Below are 17,420 nucleotides of genomic sequence, written 5' to 3' on the forward strand. Positions count from 1 at the left end.
GAAGCCCACCTCAAGATGAGTGCTCTCACTGGGTTAACCAGGTAAGGTCACAGGAAGAACACCTGTTGATAGGCGTTAGGTGGAAGCGCAGCAATGTGTGCAGCCGAGACGTGCTAACCGACCGAGGGCTTGACCTTCTATTTCTCGCTTTGCAGTCTTGAGGGTTCTTCTCTACATAAAACCCATAAGCTTGTCTGGTGTCTGTGGCGCAATGGCTCCACTCCGAACCCATCCCGAACTCGGCTGTGAAACGTTGCTGCGGCGAAGATACTTTGGGGGTTGCCCCCTGGGAAAATAGCTCGATGCCAGACTTTCTCTTTCATAAAGCCCTCTTTTCTTCACGGAAAGGGGGCTTTATTGTTTTTTTAATGTGTTGTGTTTAGTCGTTTAGTCTGTGGCGACGGTTTTTTCTTTTTTTCTGTTCTTTAGTAAGTACGTCATCATTTCACCCTTACCTTTAACCTGAATCGTACCTCGCTCTTCAAACTGATACTTATCCCGCAAATGTTGATAGGTTGAGGCACTCACTTGAATCCCTCCAGGAACTCCGTGGGATTCCATGCGACTAGCGGTATTAACCGCATCCCCCCATAAATCATAGATAAACTTTTTTGTGCCAATCACTCCAGCAACCACGGGTCCGGTGTTAATGCCAATCCGGATTGTAAACGGTTCATCATATTTAGCGCTAAATTGAGTCACCTGCTGTTGCATCTCTAACGCCATATCCGCGATCGCATCAGCATGGTTATCGCAGGGTGTAGGTAATCCGCCGACTACCATATAGGCATCGCCAATGGTTTTAATTTTCTCCAACCCATAAGTTTCGGTAAGCTGATCAAAGGCGGAAAAAATTTCGTTGAGTAGTTTTACCAATTCTGTTGCCGATATCCGTTGCGAAAGCTGGGTAAACCCCACGATATCAGCAAATAATACTGTCGCCTCCGTGAAGCTATCCGCAATCGTCTGCTGGTTTTGTTTCAAGCGATCGGCAATCGGTTTTGGTAAGATATTTAGCAGCAGGAGTTCTGATTTTTCTCGTTCTGCCTCAATCTCAGCCGTGTAATGTAGCGATCGCACCAGATATAAAACTAACATTCCGGTCAATAGCAAGCCACTCAACAGGGTTACTCCAGCCAGAGGCGGAATTCCCAAACCTGAATCTTGCGGTATTTCCCAGAAACTGAGTGACAATTGCTGATCAGCGACTTGAATTGGGTGGGTATAGATGAGATGGTTACGGCAAGATGATCGATCAGGCTTCATCTCAACCGTTTTTGTCTGGGATTGATACAGCGCCAGATAACGTTCTGGAGAGGGTAAAGACGGATCAGATAGGCAAAAATTCAGCGTATCAATCTGTAGCCCTTTGAGTGAAGTCGTGATAATTTCCTCTAAAGAATAAACCCCAATCATTGCACCCCGAAAAGCCTGACGGCGAGTTTCAGGTGTATTGTGAGGCATATCATTATGGTAAAGCGGTAGTAAAATAGTCAGACTATCTGGCGGTTTACCCGGTATCTTTAGCTTACTTGTGGCGACTAATTGTCCTGTCATACGTGCTTTTTCCAGTAGAGATTTACCCACGGGATGAGACGCCAGATCAAAGCCAATGACATCCTGTTGCGGAGAAAACGTAATCGGAAAATAATCCGAACGCGCCTTAGCGATAACCTGTTTTTTTACGGGATGGTATTCATAAATCGAAAAATTGGCAAACCCCATTTCTGCCATCTGTGCTTCATAACTGGGGCGTTCCCTAGCTGACACAGGTTTAAGCCAACCCAGAGTCAAAATGCCTGAATGGATAGAAAGAAAATGCTGGGTAAACGCTTCATAATCATCTTGCTGCACCTGATCAGACGCTTCGTGGAACGCGCTCAAGGATACAACCATATAATAATATTCATCAATTTTACGCTGGAATGTGGTTGTCAGGTTATCGGTTTGTTGTTGTAATTCTAATCGGGTTTGGTTAGTTGCCCATCCCCAAGCCGCTACAGTAGCCGCAATTGACAATCCAATTCCGACACCCAGGGTTAACCCAACTGGAATAAAACGATGAATCCTAGAAAACAAGGGTGTTTTGATATTAATCACAAGCCAAGCACTTCCATGATTGAATCTGGCACAAGCGACTGATTTTCTGAGTACTGCTTCGCGGAATTCAAGATTCAAAAGGCTTACATAGCAAGCGTTTCAGTGACCTTGACTAGTCGCTTTATTTGCGCCGCGCTGTACTCATCAATTGTCAGAACCGTTAAATATACCAGTTTTACTGTGATGACACCCTGCTTTAATACTGGCTCAAAGAATTTGATTGTCAAGGTAGAAGGGTAAACTCTTTCGCCTCCTGTATTCTGCCTTTTGCTTTATGTTCACGAATTAATACTATGAATCCGGAACTTTTTTCCGATCAAAAAATAAGTCATCATTTTCCCCTTCCCTTTTACCTGAATTATTCCCCGTTCTTTAAAGACATAGTTATCCTGTAAAGACTTATACGTCGCCGCTGTAACTTGAATTGTACCCGGAAGTCCATGAGATTCCATACGGCTAGCTGTATTGACTGCATCCCCCCATAAGTCGTAAATAAATTTTTTCGTGCCAATGACTCCAGCCACCACCGATCCAGTATTAATGCCAATGCGAATACTGAGTTCAGCATGATGCTTTTCATTAAAATGTTGGATTTCTTGTTGCATATCCAGTGCCATCTCCGCGATTGCGGCGGCATGATCAGGGCGAGGTTTCGGTAATCCACTGGCAACCATATAGGCATCACCAATTGTTTTGATTTTCTCCAAACCATGCTTCTCTGTCAGATTATCAAAGGTTGAGAAAATCTCATTAAGTAAATTAACCAGTTCGGTCGGTGATATGCGTTCCGATAGTTCGGTAAAGCCAACAATATCTGCAAATAAAATAGTAACCTCTGTAAAGCCATCAGCAATACAACTTTGATTTTGTTTCAATCGTTCAGCAATGGGTTCGGGTAAAATATTTAGCAATAAGCGTTCAGACTTTTCTTGTTCAACCCGCAATACTTCCGCTGTCCGCTTGCGTTCGGAAATTTCCCAGGAAATTCGTTGAAACATTTGATTAAAAGCTATCATGACATCCCCTAACTCATCATGGCGCTGAACCGATAAAGCATAAAAATTTGGGTTTAACTTATCTTGACTAATGGCTTCTCCGGCGGCAATTAAGTCTTGACGCAGTTGCAGGATGGGAACAATTACGGTTTTTCCTAAGACTAACATTGTCGTTCCGGTGACAAACACTGAAATTAACAATACTAAACCTAGGATTCTCAGCGTAAAATTGTATAACTGCGGTTGAATCGAAGACGCATCATGACGAATAATAATTATGTACGGTTTTCCGAGTTCTTGGGCTGACCAAGCCACATCATATCGTTGACCCTGCAACTTACGAACACGCGGGGTATCAGCCTGTTGGAGAACCTCGAAGGTAAGCGTGGGGGATTCGCCAAATGTTCCCATCGGTTGTCCATTTGCTTGGTAAATAGTAACCCCTAAAATAACCTGAGACCCACGAGTTAACTGTTCAACTTCTTCCTCAAATACAATCGTAGACATATCTTGTTGAGTCAGCCGCACAACACTCTCAACCACCTCTCCGGACACGTCTTCCAATTGGCTTAGAAGTTCATCTTTGCGTCGATAATAGGAGGGGATTAGAATGATAGCTTCAATAAAAACAAGACTCGCAAATACCCAAAGGGTAATTCGTTGAGATAAACGAGACCGCAACAAGCTGAATAGTTTTAACCAGTTCGATGACATCAGAATTTTACTGGAATAAATTGTAATCCTTATTGTGATATCACCCTGGTTCGTTTGTAGTAAGGGCTTTAGCCTAAATTAGGTTAGGTGTCTTGGCATAACGCCAACCAACAAACTGACCTAAACTTTTGTCGTCATTTTTAGCATTTTAAGGCACTAAAGTGCTTACTACGAACTTGACCTCCTGATTTAGGTATGCCACATTAATCTGAAAATTGCCTGAGAAGAGAGGTAAAATGTGATAAATAATAATTATAGTATCTATACCCACCTGATTACCAATTTCTGTAAGACATCATGAATCTATAAAAACAGCCGTTAATGCTTCAAGGCGCAACGCCGCGATCGCTTAAACCAAATATCTTCGGTACAATCTCAATGGTAGTCCTTATCCTCAACACTCGTGAGTTCTCATCCCACCAACCCAATCCAGACTCCTCCAGACTCCGCCGCCCCCAACTCCATCTTCCCCGGAGAAGTTTTTGCGAAGACGGCTGAGTTTGATCTCTATATCCGGCAACTCTTACCGCGATATGATGAAATGTTAGAGGCGATCGCACGCTGTATTCCGTCTCAGGCGAAACGTATACTCGATTTGGGTTGTGGGACTGGCGAACTGAGTATCAAGGTACTCCAGCGCTGTCCAGATGTTCAAGTTGTCGGCGTGGATTATTCGTCCCGGATGATTGAATTTGCCACAACCAAGCTAGAAACAGCCGGATATCGTCAACAGTGGACAGGTATCGAAGGAGATTTTGGCGATTGGGCAAATCATCAGTTATCGGTTGGACAGGGTTTTGATGCTTGCATCTCCTCTCTCGCTATTCATCATTTGACAGATGAAACTAAGGTAAAACTGTTTATCCAAATTTGGGAAAATCTTAATCCTGGCGGCATGTTTTGGAATGCCGATCCGGTTGTCCCTGAATCGCCAATTTTGTCCGAAATGTATAAGCGTATTCGCGAGGAATGGTGTGTACAACAGGGAACGACGTTAGCCGAAGTTAGAACAAAAACAGGTAAAAGTATCTCCTATGGTTATTCTCAACCTGACCAACTAGCAACGTTAGCAGCCCATCTGGAAATGTTGAAAGCGGCTGGGTTTGAATCTGTAGCCGTACCTTGGAAATATTACGGGTTAGCGGTATTTGGTGGAGAAAAGGCAAAAGGAAGAGGGTAGAGGATTCAAGGAACTGAGTCAGATGAGCAACGATATTACCCTCTTTTTCTCCTAGTGATTAAAAGATGATAATAAGCGTTTCATTCACATTTCTCCAATTTCTGCCTTAAGGGTGATGTATGATTAAGAATAACCATCAATGCTGATAGGGATCAATATCATTCGTTGAAGGAGTTCATGAGGTCAGATTTCTTACAGGTTACATTTTTATACAATCAAGTCGTAGACTATCTCATCGCCTTTGTCATCTTGGTTGTGGGAATTTTTCTGATTAAAATTCTCCGCCGGGTGATTGTGGGACGTCTCAAACGCTGGGCGGCGAAAACGACAACTCAGCTAGATGATTCCCTGATCCAGATTGTTGAACGAGCCGTCATTCCTCTTCTTTATCTCGGCACGTTTTATGTGGCAATTGCTAATCTCACCTTACATCCGATTCTGGATCAGGTTATTGACGTGTTGACGTTAATTGTTGCCACGATTCTAGGGATTCGCCTCTTAGTTTCCTTAGTGGAGTACGGTTTCCGGCTGTATTGGCTCACTCGTCGCCAAAGTGAAACCGTGGAACAGGCGCTGGATGCGTTAATTCCGGCGGCTCGGATTGCGATTTGGGCGCTGGGAATTGTCTTTTTGTTAGATAATCTGGGTTTTGATATCTCCGCTGTTGTGGCTGGATTAGGAATTGGCGGTGTGGCGATTGCTTTAGCGTCTCAAGGCTTTCTCCAGGATTTATTCAGCTACTTTTCTATCCTTTTTGACCGTCCCTTTGAATTGGGAGATTTTATCATTGTTGGCGATTTCCTCGGTTCAGTCGAACATATTGGCATTAAAACAACTCGCTTGCGGAGTTTAAGTGGAGAACAACTTATTTTTGCCAACACCGATTTAACCAGTTCGCGGATTCGCAACTATAAGCGGATGCCCAAACGACGGGTAGCGTTTAAGTTTGGTGTGCTGTATGAAACGTCTCAAGAAAAACTCCAGCTCATCCCTGAAATTGTCCAAAGTATTGTGGAAAATCTGGACAATACCACCTTTGACCGGGCGCATTTTAGTGATTATGGGGATTTCAGCTTGAATTTTGAGGTGGTATATTACGTTTTAAGCAGTGATTACAACCTGTATATGGATATTCAGCAGCAGCTTAATTTACAGCTTAAACAGGAATTTGAAGCGCGTCAGATTGAGTTTGCTTACCCCACCCAAGTCACCTATTTGGGAAATCTCAGCACCGGAGAAATTAGCGATTCTTTAAGTGCTTTGGTTGCTGATGGCAAACCTTGAGCCGTTGGTTGGCGTCAATTATAGGGGCAATTGTAGGGGCAATTGTAGGGGCGGGTTTAGCCATTTAATTTTGCTATCTACCGATAACCACTCAACAAAACCCGCCCTTCGTCATAAGTAGGGCTTGCTGCACAAAGCAAAAACCGCAAAACCCATCAATACTTTGAGCTTTATTGACAGAGGGTTTGATTCAAGGAAATCGGCTAGCATCCTTCAAATATATGGCATCACCTTGCTCAAGAAAAATATACCCTTGCTCCCCCAGCTCCCCCAGCTCCCCCAGCTTCCCCTCACCACAAGACTTATTCAGCAGACCCTAGTTATGTTCGCCTACTTAAATCAAATCGTTTTATTTATCTCAACCTCATCCTCTAGCCATCTGGCAAAATCTATGGTAAACGTATCCCGTAAAATCGCCTCTCGAATACTTTGGGTAAAGCGAATCAACTCCGTCACATTATGCAAGGAGATTAACATAAAGCCCAAAACTTCCCGCGATCGCACCAAATGATTCAAATAGGCGCGGCTAAAGTTCTGACAACAGTAACAAGGACAAGTCGAATCCAACGCCGTAAAATCCTCCCGAAACCGAGCATTTTTCAAATTCCACCGTTCTCCCTGAACCAACGCCGCCCCGTGACGCCCTAAGCGCGTGGGAATCACACAATCAAATAAATCTACACCCGCTGCGATCGCCCGTGCCATTTCTCGATACGTCCCTACCCCCATTAAATAACGCGGCTTATCAAGCGGTAAATAAGGTGTCGTCGCCGTCACAATGTCATGGATCAAGTCCACCGGTTCCCCCACACTCACCCCACCAATGGCATATCCCGGTAAATCCAAGGACACCAACGACTCAGCCGCCTGACGACGCAAATCCGGATAAACTCCACCCTGAACGATACCAAACAGCGCTTGCTGATCTGAACGAGTATGAGCATTAACACAGCGCTTCAGCCAGCGATCAGTTCGTTCTAGTGACGCCTCAATCTCCGCCCGACTCGCCGGATAAGGAGGGCATTCATCAAATGCCATAATAATATCTGCTCCTAGCGCATTTTGGATGGCGATTGACCGTTCTGGCGTGAGATTAATCAACCGTCCATCCCGAGGCGAACGAAAAACCACACCTTCTTCGCTAATTTGGCGCAACTTGCTTAAGCTAAAAACCTGAAAGCCGCCCGAATCCGTTAAAATGGGACGCTGCCAACCCATGAAGTGATGCAGTCCTCCCGCTTGCTGGACAATTGCTTCTCCGGGTTGCAGATGCAGATGATAGGTATTGGCGAGAATAATCTGCGCTTGTGCTGCTTCTAACTGAGCCGGATTTAGAGTTTTGACTGTTGCCAAAGTACCCACGGGCATAAACCGGGGCGTTTCTATCAGACCATGGGGGCTGTGCAGTAATCCGGCGCGTGCCTTGGTTTGGCTGCACCATGCCTGACGTTGAAAGGAAAATGAATTGTGTTTTTGAGCCAACGTGGTTAAGGGTTCGTGATCATGCTTTGATTATTGTGGCTCATCATCGATTTTTTTTATTGTCAGGGTTGTTTGACAATTTGGTAAATAAAGAGTCAAGGATAGAAGGCGTACACTAACGCCGGAAAAACTTTCTCCATTTTGGCTGCTCTCAGGGTGACTCAGCACTACCCTAGTGCAGTAGGGCAGCAAATACCCAGCAGGGACAAATAGACGCAAACGCTACCATACCCTTACAGCCTTCCGCTCTGGAGCCTCCTGCCTTAGAGCCTTCTTGCGCTAGCATTTATCCTCAACCAGCAAAACAGATTAGAAGGGACATTCGCCCTCATCATCAATCTGTACGTCCCAGCGGGCATTAAGTACCTGGGTAACCATAGCTTCTAGGGCTTCGGCGTTTAGGGTTTCCACCGATTGCTCATGTAAGGGGTTAGATAAAGGAATCAGTCTCAGCCGACGGTTATCCTGGACTAAATCAAAATAAGCCTGCTTGTCCGGCGTCTGATGCAGTTGCAAGTAATCAAAACTTTGGACATTGATGTAGATAGCTTGATTAGCAATCAGGGTAGAACGGCGGGAATCGGCAAAGACTTCCAGCACATATCCTTCTCCTTCACTTTGCTGATTGCTATCGATTGTGTGACTATAGCGGACGCGACCCAAATCAGTGAGTAGGCGTCCCATGTCTTGCTTATTGATAATAATGCCCGTATCAATGATACAAGGGGCGGGAAGTCGGCGTGGAGGTTGATGATAACTCATGGGTAAAGCCTATGATGCATAAGGGGCTGATATTGCCTTGCAAAGAGTATTGGCATTGATGTAAGACCCAACTGAAAAACCTAATGCTTCGATTTTAGCGACTGCTCAGCTAAAGGCAAGTCAGAAGCGGCGGCAATCAAGAATCAGAAATTCATCCACAGGCTCGTGCCAGTGGATTGTCATCTGAAATACTTGAGTGTTACGGGTATTACAGTAGGGTTACTAAACCATACTATCCCAATATTCACCCGCTATTCATCGGACAATATACGTAAATTTCTGTGTAGTAAACCATGACCCCCAATCCTAAACCACTCAATATCTCTGTGATACCTGTATCCCGGTGCTTCCGGGGTGCTTTACCCCTGTGTTCCCCTGGATGAGATTTGTCGTCATGAAGTGGTTGGGAATTCAACAGGCGTGGCAGGCGGGACAAAAGCTCTGGCGGTCTTGCCTGGGTGCGATTACCTTTTATACTTGTATCCCCATTCCCATGAGTTGGGGATTAGAGTTTGAGCGCATTGCCCGTTGGGCACCTGTCGTGGGACTATTCATTGGCGTTATCTTAGCTGTGCTAGACGCCGTATTGCAACAGTTAGGTGTACCCAACTTAACTCGGAGTGGGATTATCGTGGTGAGTTGGGTAGCACTAACCGGAGGATTGCATCTAGATGGCGTGATGGATACGGCAGATGGCTTAGGGGTACAAGATCCGAAGCGGCGGCTGGAGGTTATGGCAGATAGTGTTACTGGGGCGTTTGGGGCGATGGCAGCGATCGCGCTACTTTTACTAAAAATGGCGGCGCTTACAGATATTGAGACTCATCGCTGGTTGGCATTAATCACTGTAGCTGGATGGGGGCGCTGGGGACAAGTGGTGGCGATTTCGATGTATCCGTACCTTAAACCCACAGGGAAAGGCGCATTTCATAAACAAGGGATTCAGGTGCCTCAGGATAGTCTGTGGGGGGCATTTTTACTCCTAGGGGTATGTGGATTACCCCTAGGAGTGAATAGAGGTAGTTTGGAATTAGCCGTCATTAGCGCCGGAGGAGGATGTGCGATCGCGCTTTTGACTGGGTTCTGGTTTTACCGCCAGTTGGGAGGACATACGGGGGATACTTATGGGGCGGTGGTGGAATGGACTGAAGCCTTATTGCTCTGTTTACTGACAATATTTTTATGATTGATAACTGTATTGAAGGTTGGACAAACGCTTCTACCTAGCTACAGGTAAAACGGTCTTTTGGAGCTGATTTTTGGTCTACCAATATTCAGAAGATCTTACTTTAGTGAGGTTTTCAGGTGTTTCTTGCTTTGAGGGACGAATCCAATAATCATTGTAAAACTTTTGCCCAATTTCATGATTATCCCAACGTCCTCCCTTTATCCCAAATAAAATTTGAGTTGCTCCACCAAGATGTATACCAATTTTACCCATTTTTTTGGCGTGAGCAACAAGGGGAAGAGAATAGGCTCCCGCACCTACAATAAGGACATCAAAATCTTGTTGCTCCATTTCTTTTTTCATGTAATTTAGCGCTTCAATCCAATTATTAAACTCGGATTTAACAATAGAATCTGACAAAGGAGCTTTAATTGTATTTAACTCAAATTCAGGAAGACAATCTTTATTTGCCCATATTTTACTTCTGTTTTTATATTGTTTTTCTATACTTTCCGCAAACGGATGAATGACTAATATTTTTTTGTTTTCTAAATATCTACTCCAAGGGTCTTCATGATAGTAAGGTTCTAATGCCTTCAATACTGTTATTTTTGCTTGATTCGCATAGTTTTTTATTATATTAGCTTCTCCATAATTGAACCACGATGCCAGAATATCAAGCTCTTTTATAGCATCTATAAATTGAATGCAAAATGCTTCAATAATTTTATCTTTTCTTGGAAAAACTCCTGAATAATTGTACAGGAATAGAGCTGATTTTGATGAAGCATCTATTTTCCCTTTTATTAAAAATTCTCGAATAACTTGGTTTTCTGTCGCTCCTATTTTGCCAATAGCTGATGGAGCTTGGTTTTTCAAGATCTGACCTATTAATTTATTTCCATCAGCCATCGTTAATATATTAATATTTCTATAGCTAAATTTTTTATATAAAAAGCTTCTTAATTTCATTAATTGGCGTTTGAATATAAATTCCATGAAATTTTTTCCTTTTCAACTAACTATATCGGACATCTTAGGCTTCTGTTACTACAAACGACTTATACTTCACATAAAAACCCCCTAATACCAACAGAACAATCACAATCGTTCCGATTCCCAGAGGACTAGGAACCCAATACACGACAGCTAGGCGGTTAAGTTGACCGGGAATCAGAGTCCACACAAGCTGCCCATTTTCGTAAATCTGGGGGGTAATGGTATTATCCCCCAAATCAATAATGTTTGCGCCCCAAGGCGTCTGCAAACTAAACTGCAAATCCAACAGCGAACCCGGACTAACTATTACACTCCCATTTGCCGAAAGCACGGCTAGCGATCGCAAATCCAGTTCATAGTTTAACTGATTCCGTTGCACTACGAAAAAGCTACGTTGATCCAGGCTTAACGTCGAGTCAAGACTGGGTAAATCAACGGTTTCCCTATCCTTAGCCTTCCTAGGAGTTGGGTTGACTGGATTGAAAAATTGGTTAAACTTGGTGGTCAATTCCTCCCCATTACTAAATGGAATAGTTACGACAAGCGTTTGCGGAGAACGGCGCGTCGTTTTTCCCTGGAGTTCTTTAGCACGTCGTTCAATACTTTTGAGCCATTCAGTCGCTTGAGCATTACTAAAACTTCTCAGTTGTTCTCCCAAGCGGATTTGCTGCACAATCGCGCCGTGATTTTCATCCTTGACGTTAACTAAAACATCATACTTGACACAGCCAGACAGGAGTAATGACACCAGAAAGACAACGCCAATCACCCGTAGGCGACTGATAACCGGACGAACGAGCAAAAATCCATGTATCAATGCTGGTTTCACCAACTTTACTCCTTTCTCTGTGACCGTATTTTTATCGATGGGTATCAAAATTAAAGCGTTCAACCCACTCCTACAACTTACTTTTTACTTTTTACACTTAACTTTTCAAATAACAGACAAGGTAGATAAGCGCTTCCCCCAACCCATTCGGGTGACACTCCTAAATCGACTAGACTTTTAAACGCCTCAAAAATGCTACCCGCTACCATAGTATTCTTAACCCGACCCACGATTTCCCCATTCTCGACTTTGTAACCTAAATCCAGATTCACGGAAAACTCTCCAGCTAGCTGATTCGATTGACCGGCACCTAGCACTTGATCAACAATCAGCCCTTCTTTCATCCCAGCAATTAAATCTGGCATGGCTGTCTTTCCTGGAATCATACACAGATTCACCAAATCGGGTGTGGGACGAGATAACCCACTCCGGAAACCATTCCCACTCGGTTGACATCCCCCTCGCGCCGCCCAACGTCGATCCCAGTAAAATTGGTTAACACTACCATTTTCAATTAATACTTTTCTGTGGGTAGGTGTTCCTTCATCGTCAAACGGACAAGCGGAAGCACCAATATTTGGATCTTCAAACAAGGTTAAACGCGGATCAAAGAGTTGTTCACCCACTTTATCTGCTAAAGGAGACGCCTTTTGTACCACGGCTTGCCCAGAAAGAATCGTATCAAACAAGCGCCCAATGGTACTGGCTGCTGCTCTGGGTGTAAATAGAACCGGGAACGTGCCACTGGTTATCGTCGCCTGTCGCTCTGCTCGTCTATACTTTAGCAGCAAGTCTTGCAGGATGCGATCGCAATCCGGATACCCATCCCGCTGAATATCATAGCTATAAGCTTGAAGAAAGTCTTCCCCCTTGACTAAGTTCCCTGATAGACTAGCACTCAGAATTTGGCGGCTTCGTTGTGTCCAAACATTACTCGTGGTAGCAACTTTCACCGAGCTAGAGCGAATGTGAAACCCGACATCCACCAATATATCTGGGTTATAAGCATGAACCTGCTCAATTAACCCTTGTCCCACCTCAACCAATTCTTGGGTGGGTGGGGGCTGAAAATCGCTTTTCGGTGTCGTCAGTTGTACATCCCTAGCCAACTCAAACTCGACTTGAGCGCCAATTTCAGACGTTTGTATCGCAGCGGATACCAAGTCGTCTAGGCGACTCAAATCAGTAGAACTGGCAAATCCCAGACGTCCATCACAGACAAGTCGCAGCGCTATTCCCTCACGGGCTTTGGTTTGCAGGGATTTTAAACGATTATTTTCAAAATTAATCGGTGTATCTTGACTGGACAAATAGTAAACCTCAGCCGCTTCAGCCTGCTGAGTGGCTTGGTTTAAAATCCGCTCCAGCGTTGAATCGCTCAATGAGAATCTCCCACGTTATCGAGTTGCCTTTCTATTTTCATATAATATGAAAGGTTGGGTAGTCGATGCGATTATGCTTTTTTTGGCGGGGCAAAACTTTGAAAAACTGCAAAGTGACCAGAACCAGATAAAGCGGATTGATTAATAGGTAGCGCTTCCAAAGACGAACGGGTTCTTGCATAAATCGATAGAGCCATTCTAAACCGAACGTTTGCATTAAAATTGGGGCTTCGTGAACTTGACCCGCGTGCATATCAAACGCAGCACCGACACAAAGTATAGGACAATCCAATCGATGACGATGAGTAAACGCCCACTCTTCCTGCTTTGGACATCCTAAGCCAACAAAAACGATACCTGCTCCGGATTGGCGAATGGTTTGCACGTACTCCGCATCTTCCTCTGGAGTTAATGCTCGAAATGGTGGAGAGATTGCGCCAGCGATTTTCAAATTCGGGAATTTTTCAGTCAGCTTGACTTTCAGTTGCTCTAACGTCGAATCGGTTGAACCATAAAGAAAAATACTCACGCCTTCAGCCGCTGCTCGTTCGCACACCCTTAACATAAGTTCAGGTCCCCGGACGCGATCGCGCAGGTATTTTTCGCCCGATTTACGAAACAGATTCAGCGCCCAGCGTACAGGTTGACCATCTGGGGTGACCACAGTAAACTGGTTCAGGCGATAGCCATGACCTTGGGGGTCAAGATAACCACGCATCATGCTATGCACATCTGTCGCCGCTACTGTACACGATTGATGCCGTTTAGCGTTTTCAATAATCAGATCGCTACATTCCTCATAGCTTGTCCGATGCACACCAATTCCGATGACACTGGTTTGACTGGGAGACACTGGTAATGTTTGAGTATTCATTCCTATTTCCTCATAGCTGCCCAAACTGGGTTTCGTATTTTTATCGCCCGAAGTCCCAAAACCTTGTTTCTATAGACCTGGAGTGAGCCAGACGCACGGTCAACGACTTTTGGGTTTATCCTTATCTCGCTAAGTCTGGGGAGTTAGGTGTGAACCTATTTTGGGTTGGGGAATAAAATCCTTTATGGGAAGCAATTTACTTTTAATTGCTCAGTCATGTCAATAGTTGTACATAGATTGAAATGTAAATCAACCAATTGCGAATCTTTATGTAACAATTCTTTACAAAGTTTTGTAAAGAGTCAACCGTTCCAGATGTAATCCGACTAATCCAAGTTAACTTCCCCCTTTTGGATGAGGACGAGGCAGATGGCAGATGTCAGAAGGGTTGGTCAAATTACTGTAAAGTTTTCATGAAGTTACGACAGGCTGTTGATGAAGAGTCTGTGAAGAGTCTATTTCGGGGTAGACAGTAGTTGGTTCAATTCAGTAGTTTTACTACAGACAGAGAAAATATACTTACAGGGTTCAGTCTAGCGATTAAATTTTTCACAAGTCCCTCGACTTGAAACATGATCTAAGCCAACTCGGTGACACTGTTTAGTTCGCGTCATTGTTCATGGGTTATGAGCTGTAATCCAAGGTTGATGATGTATTAACACGGTGACGCCCTGTTAGAGAATCCCTTGACCTAGATACACGTTGAGTTTCATTTTCTGGGCGAGGGATAGATTTAATCTGGCAAAAAACGGGTGCATGCTATAGAAATTATGACTACTATTACGGTTACAAGCGCTGCTGACAGTGGGGCGGGTTCTCTGAGATCTGCGATCACGCAAGCCCAGGCAGGGGATACAATTGAATTTGACTCCAGTCTGGCGAACCAGACGATTACCCTCACCAGGGGTCAACTAGAAATTAATAAAGATCTAATTATTGATGGGAAAAATGCCCCAGGTTTAACCATCAGTGGAAATAAGACATCCCGCGTTTTTTTGATACAGGGTAATTCATTTAGTGATTTTCTTGATGTCACCCTACGGAATTTGAATATTGCCAATGGCAAAACCAGTGGAGTCGATAAGGAGTTGGCAGGCGCTGGCATTTGGACGGCAAGTGGCACAAAACTTACGGTAGAGAATAGCACCTTTAAAAACAATCACGTTCAGGATTATGGAGGAGGTGCTATCTTTGGCGGGTGGCGCAGCACGACGGTTGTCATTAACAGTACATTTGAGGGAAATAGTGCATTAGGCAATGAAGATAGAGGTGGCGGTGCGATTACGATTGATACTGAAAGCTCTCTCACCGTTATCGGTAGCGAGTTTATTGATAACAAGTCAATTAGAGGCGGGGCAATTAACGCTCCTCTAGGTACTCTCACCGTAGAACACTCTACTTTTACCGATAACCAAGCGACGTTAGGTGGGGCAATTTACAACCTCTTAGGGGGTCTCTCTGTCGAAAACTCCACGTTCTTTAAAAACAACACAACGGGTAGCGGTGGGGCAATCTTCACGGATGGAGCTTCCCTCAAAGATGATGGTCAAACCTCTGGTACTATTGAAATTCGCCATAGTCGGTTTGATAGTAATACTGCTTTTGGTAACGGTGGTGGACTATTTTTATTTGTTTACAAAGCCGACAAAGTTATCCTGGAAGATAGCACGATCATTAATAACCAGGTTAGGGCAAATGCCGAAGGATTCGCTGCGGGTGGTGGCGTTCGACAAGACCTGGGTGAGTTTATTATCCGTAATACCACCTTTGCCAACAATCAAGTCATCGCGTTGGCGGAGTACCCTTCACTGGGTCAAGGTGGGGGCTTGTGGGTAGGAGAGACTGAGCGAGTTACGATTGACAATAGTACCTTTTACGGGAACCGAGCAGAAGCAACCAATGGTAAAGGGGGTATTGGTGGAGCCATTCGTTTATCCAATGATCCTTATCCCACATCTATTACCAACACCACCATTGCCAATAATTATACAGGCTTTCAAGGCGCAGGATTTTGGGCAGAAGAGTCAGCCAATGTCACGTTGGCAAATACCCTACTTGCCGATAACTTTGGCGACAATGATGGTAGAGATTCAAAGGTTAATCATCACACGAATATTACGTTCAAAGATGGGGGCGGCAATTTCCAATCTATAGAACCCGATCCTAGTGACACTAAAAGCACTCCAAATGTTACGTTCATTGACCCTAAACTGGGGGAATTTATAGATAACGGCGGTATGGTGCAAACACCACCCTTACCCAGTAATCCAAATGTAACAGCCGGGGCTGTAATTAGCCTTCCTAGAGGCACATTTCCCGCCGATCCAAGTGACTTAATCGTTACAGCAATTTCAGATACGGACATTGAACTAACGTGGGCGGATCGGAGTAATAATGAGACAGGGTTCAAAATAGAGCGATCGCGCGACCAAGAAAATTGGACTGTCATAACCACCACAGCGGCTGATGTTACCCGTTACCGGGATACTGACTTAACAGCGAACACACAATACTACTATCGCCTTAGGGCAATTAACGAAATTGGGGCGTCCTCTGCTACTTTCGCCCAGGTAACCACGGATAAAATAACCAACCCTCAACCCATCCAGGAACTTGCGCTGAGTCGGACATCCGAGGATATTTTCCAGATCGCAGGAGACTCAGATGCGGTGCAACTTCAAATTGATTTAACGGGAAGTGACACGGATAAAGTTAATGAAGTTGGAATTTTTTGGGTGGATGATGAGTCGGGTTATATTAACGGTATCGCTCCTGGGGAAGCTGGGTATCTGGAAGCCGCCCTCAGCCAATCCCAAGTTATTTTCTCAGTGCTTTCCAGAAATCAGTTTCCTGATTTAAGCTTCACCCGTCAATTTGGGGTGGATAGGGGTCAGGACTTTGGGTTTTACCTGGTTAAAGAGAGTACCACGGATACAGTACGGACTGAATTGGCAACTGGAGGTACTCCTGACAATGTATTTTTTGGCTTGACCTCTGCCAATGGGGATCAGTTTGACCCTGTACAGGTATCAGAATTGGGAGATGATAGTTATCAGCTAGCTTGGGAAGATGGGAACGATGGAGACTTTGATGACTTAGTTTTCACGGTTCAACTCACGGAGACTGATCCAGGAGTCGGAACTCTGTTACAAGGAGGGCAAGAAGGGGAAATTCTTGATTTACGGGATCAGGTAACAGGTATGGTTCCAGCTCAGTTTGGCATAAATAGTGACGCTGAGTATGATAATAATTTTGGGTTTTATGTCATTGATGATCCGGATGGTCGCATTGGAGGTTTGCTACCCGGTGATCCCGGTTATGCCGAGGCGGCGGTTCGTCAACGATTAGACACAAACGCTGGACTCCCGGCTGGGACGTTAGTTGCTCCCTTTATTATCGCTGATGGTACAGCAGAGGAGTTTTTGGCAGAGAATCCCCTGAATCAGAGTGATCAAGACGTAATGGCTTATTTTGCTTTTATGGGAGCTAACCCGGATGGGGTAGACCACGTCCGCCTGCTGGGGGATAATACCATTGGGTTTGAGGATCAACTGGGTGGGGGCGATCTCGACTATAATGATTTGGTAGTTCAGGTGAATTTTGTTTAAAAACGATAGAGACTTGAGCAGAAAGATTTACAACTAAATCTCT

The 17,420-nt window shown here is 44.5% G+C and carries 12 protein-coding genes and 2 rRNA genes; 6 read left to right on the plus strand and 8 right to left on the minus strand.

Annotated elements, in window-relative coordinates:
- Both RIE73_RS17855 and rrf read left to right on the plus strand, forming a co-directional pair.
- A 23S ribosomal RNA gene (locus tag RIE73_RS17855) occupies positions 1–137 on the plus strand; the annotation flags it as partial.
- Between the two features lie 56 nt (positions 138–193).
- Positions 194–311 (plus strand): 5S ribosomal RNA (rrf, locus tag RIE73_RS17860).
- 76 nt (positions 312–387) lie between these two features.
- Here the strand turns inward: rrf and RIE73_RS17865 are convergent.
- Entirely contained in the window at positions 388–2,100 is a 1,713-nt protein-coding gene (locus tag RIE73_RS17865) for an adenylate/guanylate cyclase domain-containing protein (RefSeq protein WP_446402456.1), read from the minus strand.
- A gap of 278 nt (positions 2,101–2,378) precedes the next feature.
- Positions 2,379–3,809, minus strand: a complete 1,431-nt coding sequence (locus RIE73_RS17870) for an adenylate/guanylate cyclase domain-containing protein (protein WP_446402457.1) — start codon at positions 3,807–3,809, stop codon at positions 2,379–2,381.
- A 403-nt stretch (positions 3,810–4,212) separates the two neighbouring features.
- On the opposite strand from RIE73_RS17870, the gene RIE73_RS17875 reads away from it, so the two are divergent.
- Both RIE73_RS17875 and RIE73_RS17880 read left to right on the plus strand, forming a co-directional pair.
- The gene (locus tag RIE73_RS17875) at positions 4,213–4,989 is read left to right on the plus strand and encodes a class I SAM-dependent methyltransferase (RefSeq protein WP_446402458.1); all 777 of its coding nucleotides are present in this window, start codon (positions 4,213–4,215) and stop codon (positions 4,987–4,989) included.
- 177 nt (positions 4,990–5,166) lie between these two features.
- On the plus strand, positions 5,167–6,273 hold the full coding sequence (locus RIE73_RS17880) for a mechanosensitive ion channel family protein (RefSeq protein ID WP_446402459.1): 1,107 nt from the start codon (positions 5,167–5,169) through the stop codon (positions 6,271–6,273).
- 339 nt (positions 6,274–6,612) lie between these two features.
- Here RIE73_RS17880 and tgt read toward each other — a convergent pair whose 3' ends face one another.
- Positions 6,613–7,755 (minus strand): tRNA guanosine(34) transglycosylase Tgt, encoded by a 1,143-nt coding sequence (tgt, locus tag RIE73_RS17885; RefSeq protein WP_446402460.1) that lies wholly within the window; start codon positions 7,753–7,755, stop codon positions 6,613–6,615.
- Between the two features lie 309 nt (positions 7,756–8,064).
- The gene (locus tag RIE73_RS17890) at positions 8,065–8,517 is read right to left on the minus strand and encodes a hypothetical protein (RefSeq protein WP_446402461.1); all 453 of its coding nucleotides are present in this window, start codon (positions 8,515–8,517) and stop codon (positions 8,065–8,067) included.
- Between the two features lie 394 nt (positions 8,518–8,911).
- Between RIE73_RS17890 and cobS the strand changes: the two genes are divergently transcribed.
- Positions 8,912–9,703 (plus strand): adenosylcobinamide-GDP ribazoletransferase, encoded by a 792-nt coding sequence (gene cobS / locus RIE73_RS17895; RefSeq protein WP_446402462.1) that lies wholly within the window; start codon positions 8,912–8,914, stop codon positions 9,701–9,703.
- Positions 9,704–9,781: 78 nt separating this feature from the next.
- Here cobS and RIE73_RS17900 read toward each other — a convergent pair whose 3' ends face one another.
- The 4 genes from RIE73_RS17900 to RIE73_RS17915 all read right to left on the minus strand — a co-directional run bounded on the left by RIE73_RS17900 (position 9,782) and on the right by RIE73_RS17915 (position 13,769).
- Complete coding sequence (locus tag RIE73_RS17900) at positions 9,782–10,684, minus strand: hypothetical protein (protein ID WP_446402463.1); 903 nt, start codon at positions 10,682–10,684, stop codon at positions 9,782–9,784.
- Positions 10,685–10,721: 37 nt separating this feature from the next.
- Positions 10,722–11,513: a DUF3153 domain-containing protein gene (locus tag RIE73_RS17905; RefSeq protein WP_446402464.1), complete on the minus strand. Its 792-nt coding sequence runs from the start codon at positions 11,511–11,513 to the stop codon at positions 10,722–10,724.
- 77 nt (positions 11,514–11,590) lie between these two features.
- Positions 11,591–12,895 (minus strand): TldD/PmbA family protein, encoded by a 1,305-nt coding sequence (locus tag RIE73_RS17910; RefSeq protein WP_446402465.1) that lies wholly within the window; start codon positions 12,893–12,895, stop codon positions 11,591–11,593.
- A 37-nt stretch (positions 12,896–12,932) separates the two neighbouring features.
- Complete coding sequence (locus RIE73_RS17915) at positions 12,933–13,769, minus strand: WecB/TagA/CpsF family glycosyltransferase (protein ID WP_446402466.1); 837 nt, start codon at positions 13,767–13,769, stop codon at positions 12,933–12,935.
- A gap of 770 nt (positions 13,770–14,539) precedes the next feature.
- Here RIE73_RS17915 and RIE73_RS17920 point away from each other — a divergent pair.
- On the plus strand, positions 14,540–17,377 hold the full coding sequence (locus tag RIE73_RS17920; protein ID WP_446402467.1) for a DUF4114 domain-containing protein: 2,838 nt from the start codon (positions 14,540–14,542) through the stop codon (positions 17,375–17,377).
- Positions 17,378–17,420: the final 43 nt, after the last annotated feature.

The organism is Coleofasciculus sp. C1-SOL-03 (assembly GCF_040220555.1).
In the GTDB taxonomy this organism is placed as follows: Bacteria; Cyanobacteriota; Cyanobacteriia; order Cyanobacteriales; family Coleofasciculaceae; genus Coleofasciculus.

Bases quoted from the DNA above. Each gene is read 5' to 3' on its own strand.
- cobS (WP_446402462.1), top strand. From the start codon at position 8,912: ATGAAGTGGTTGGGAATTCAACAGGCGTGGCAGGCGGGACAAAAGCTC.
- RIE73_RS17880 (WP_446402459.1), top strand. From the start codon at position 5,167: ATGAGGTCAGATTTCTTACAGGTTACATTTTTATACAATCAAGTCGTA.
- RIE73_RS17870 (WP_446402457.1), bottom strand. From the start codon at position 3,809: ATGTCATCGAACTGGTTAAAACTATTCAGCTTGTTGCGGTCTCGTTTA.
- RIE73_RS17915 (WP_446402466.1), bottom strand. From the start codon at position 13,769: ATGAATACTCAAACATTACCAGTGTCTCCCAGTCAAACCAGTGTCATC.
- RIE73_RS17920 (WP_446402467.1), top strand. From the start codon at position 14,540: ATGACTACTATTACGGTTACAAGCGCTGCTGACAGTGGGGCGGGTTCT.
- RIE73_RS17890 (WP_446402461.1), bottom strand. From the start codon at position 8,517: ATGAGTTATCATCAACCTCCACGCCGACTTCCCGCCCCTTGTATCATT.
- RIE73_RS17900 (WP_446402463.1), bottom strand. From the start codon at position 10,684: ATGGAATTTATATTCAAACGCCAATTAATGAAATTAAGAAGCTTTTTA.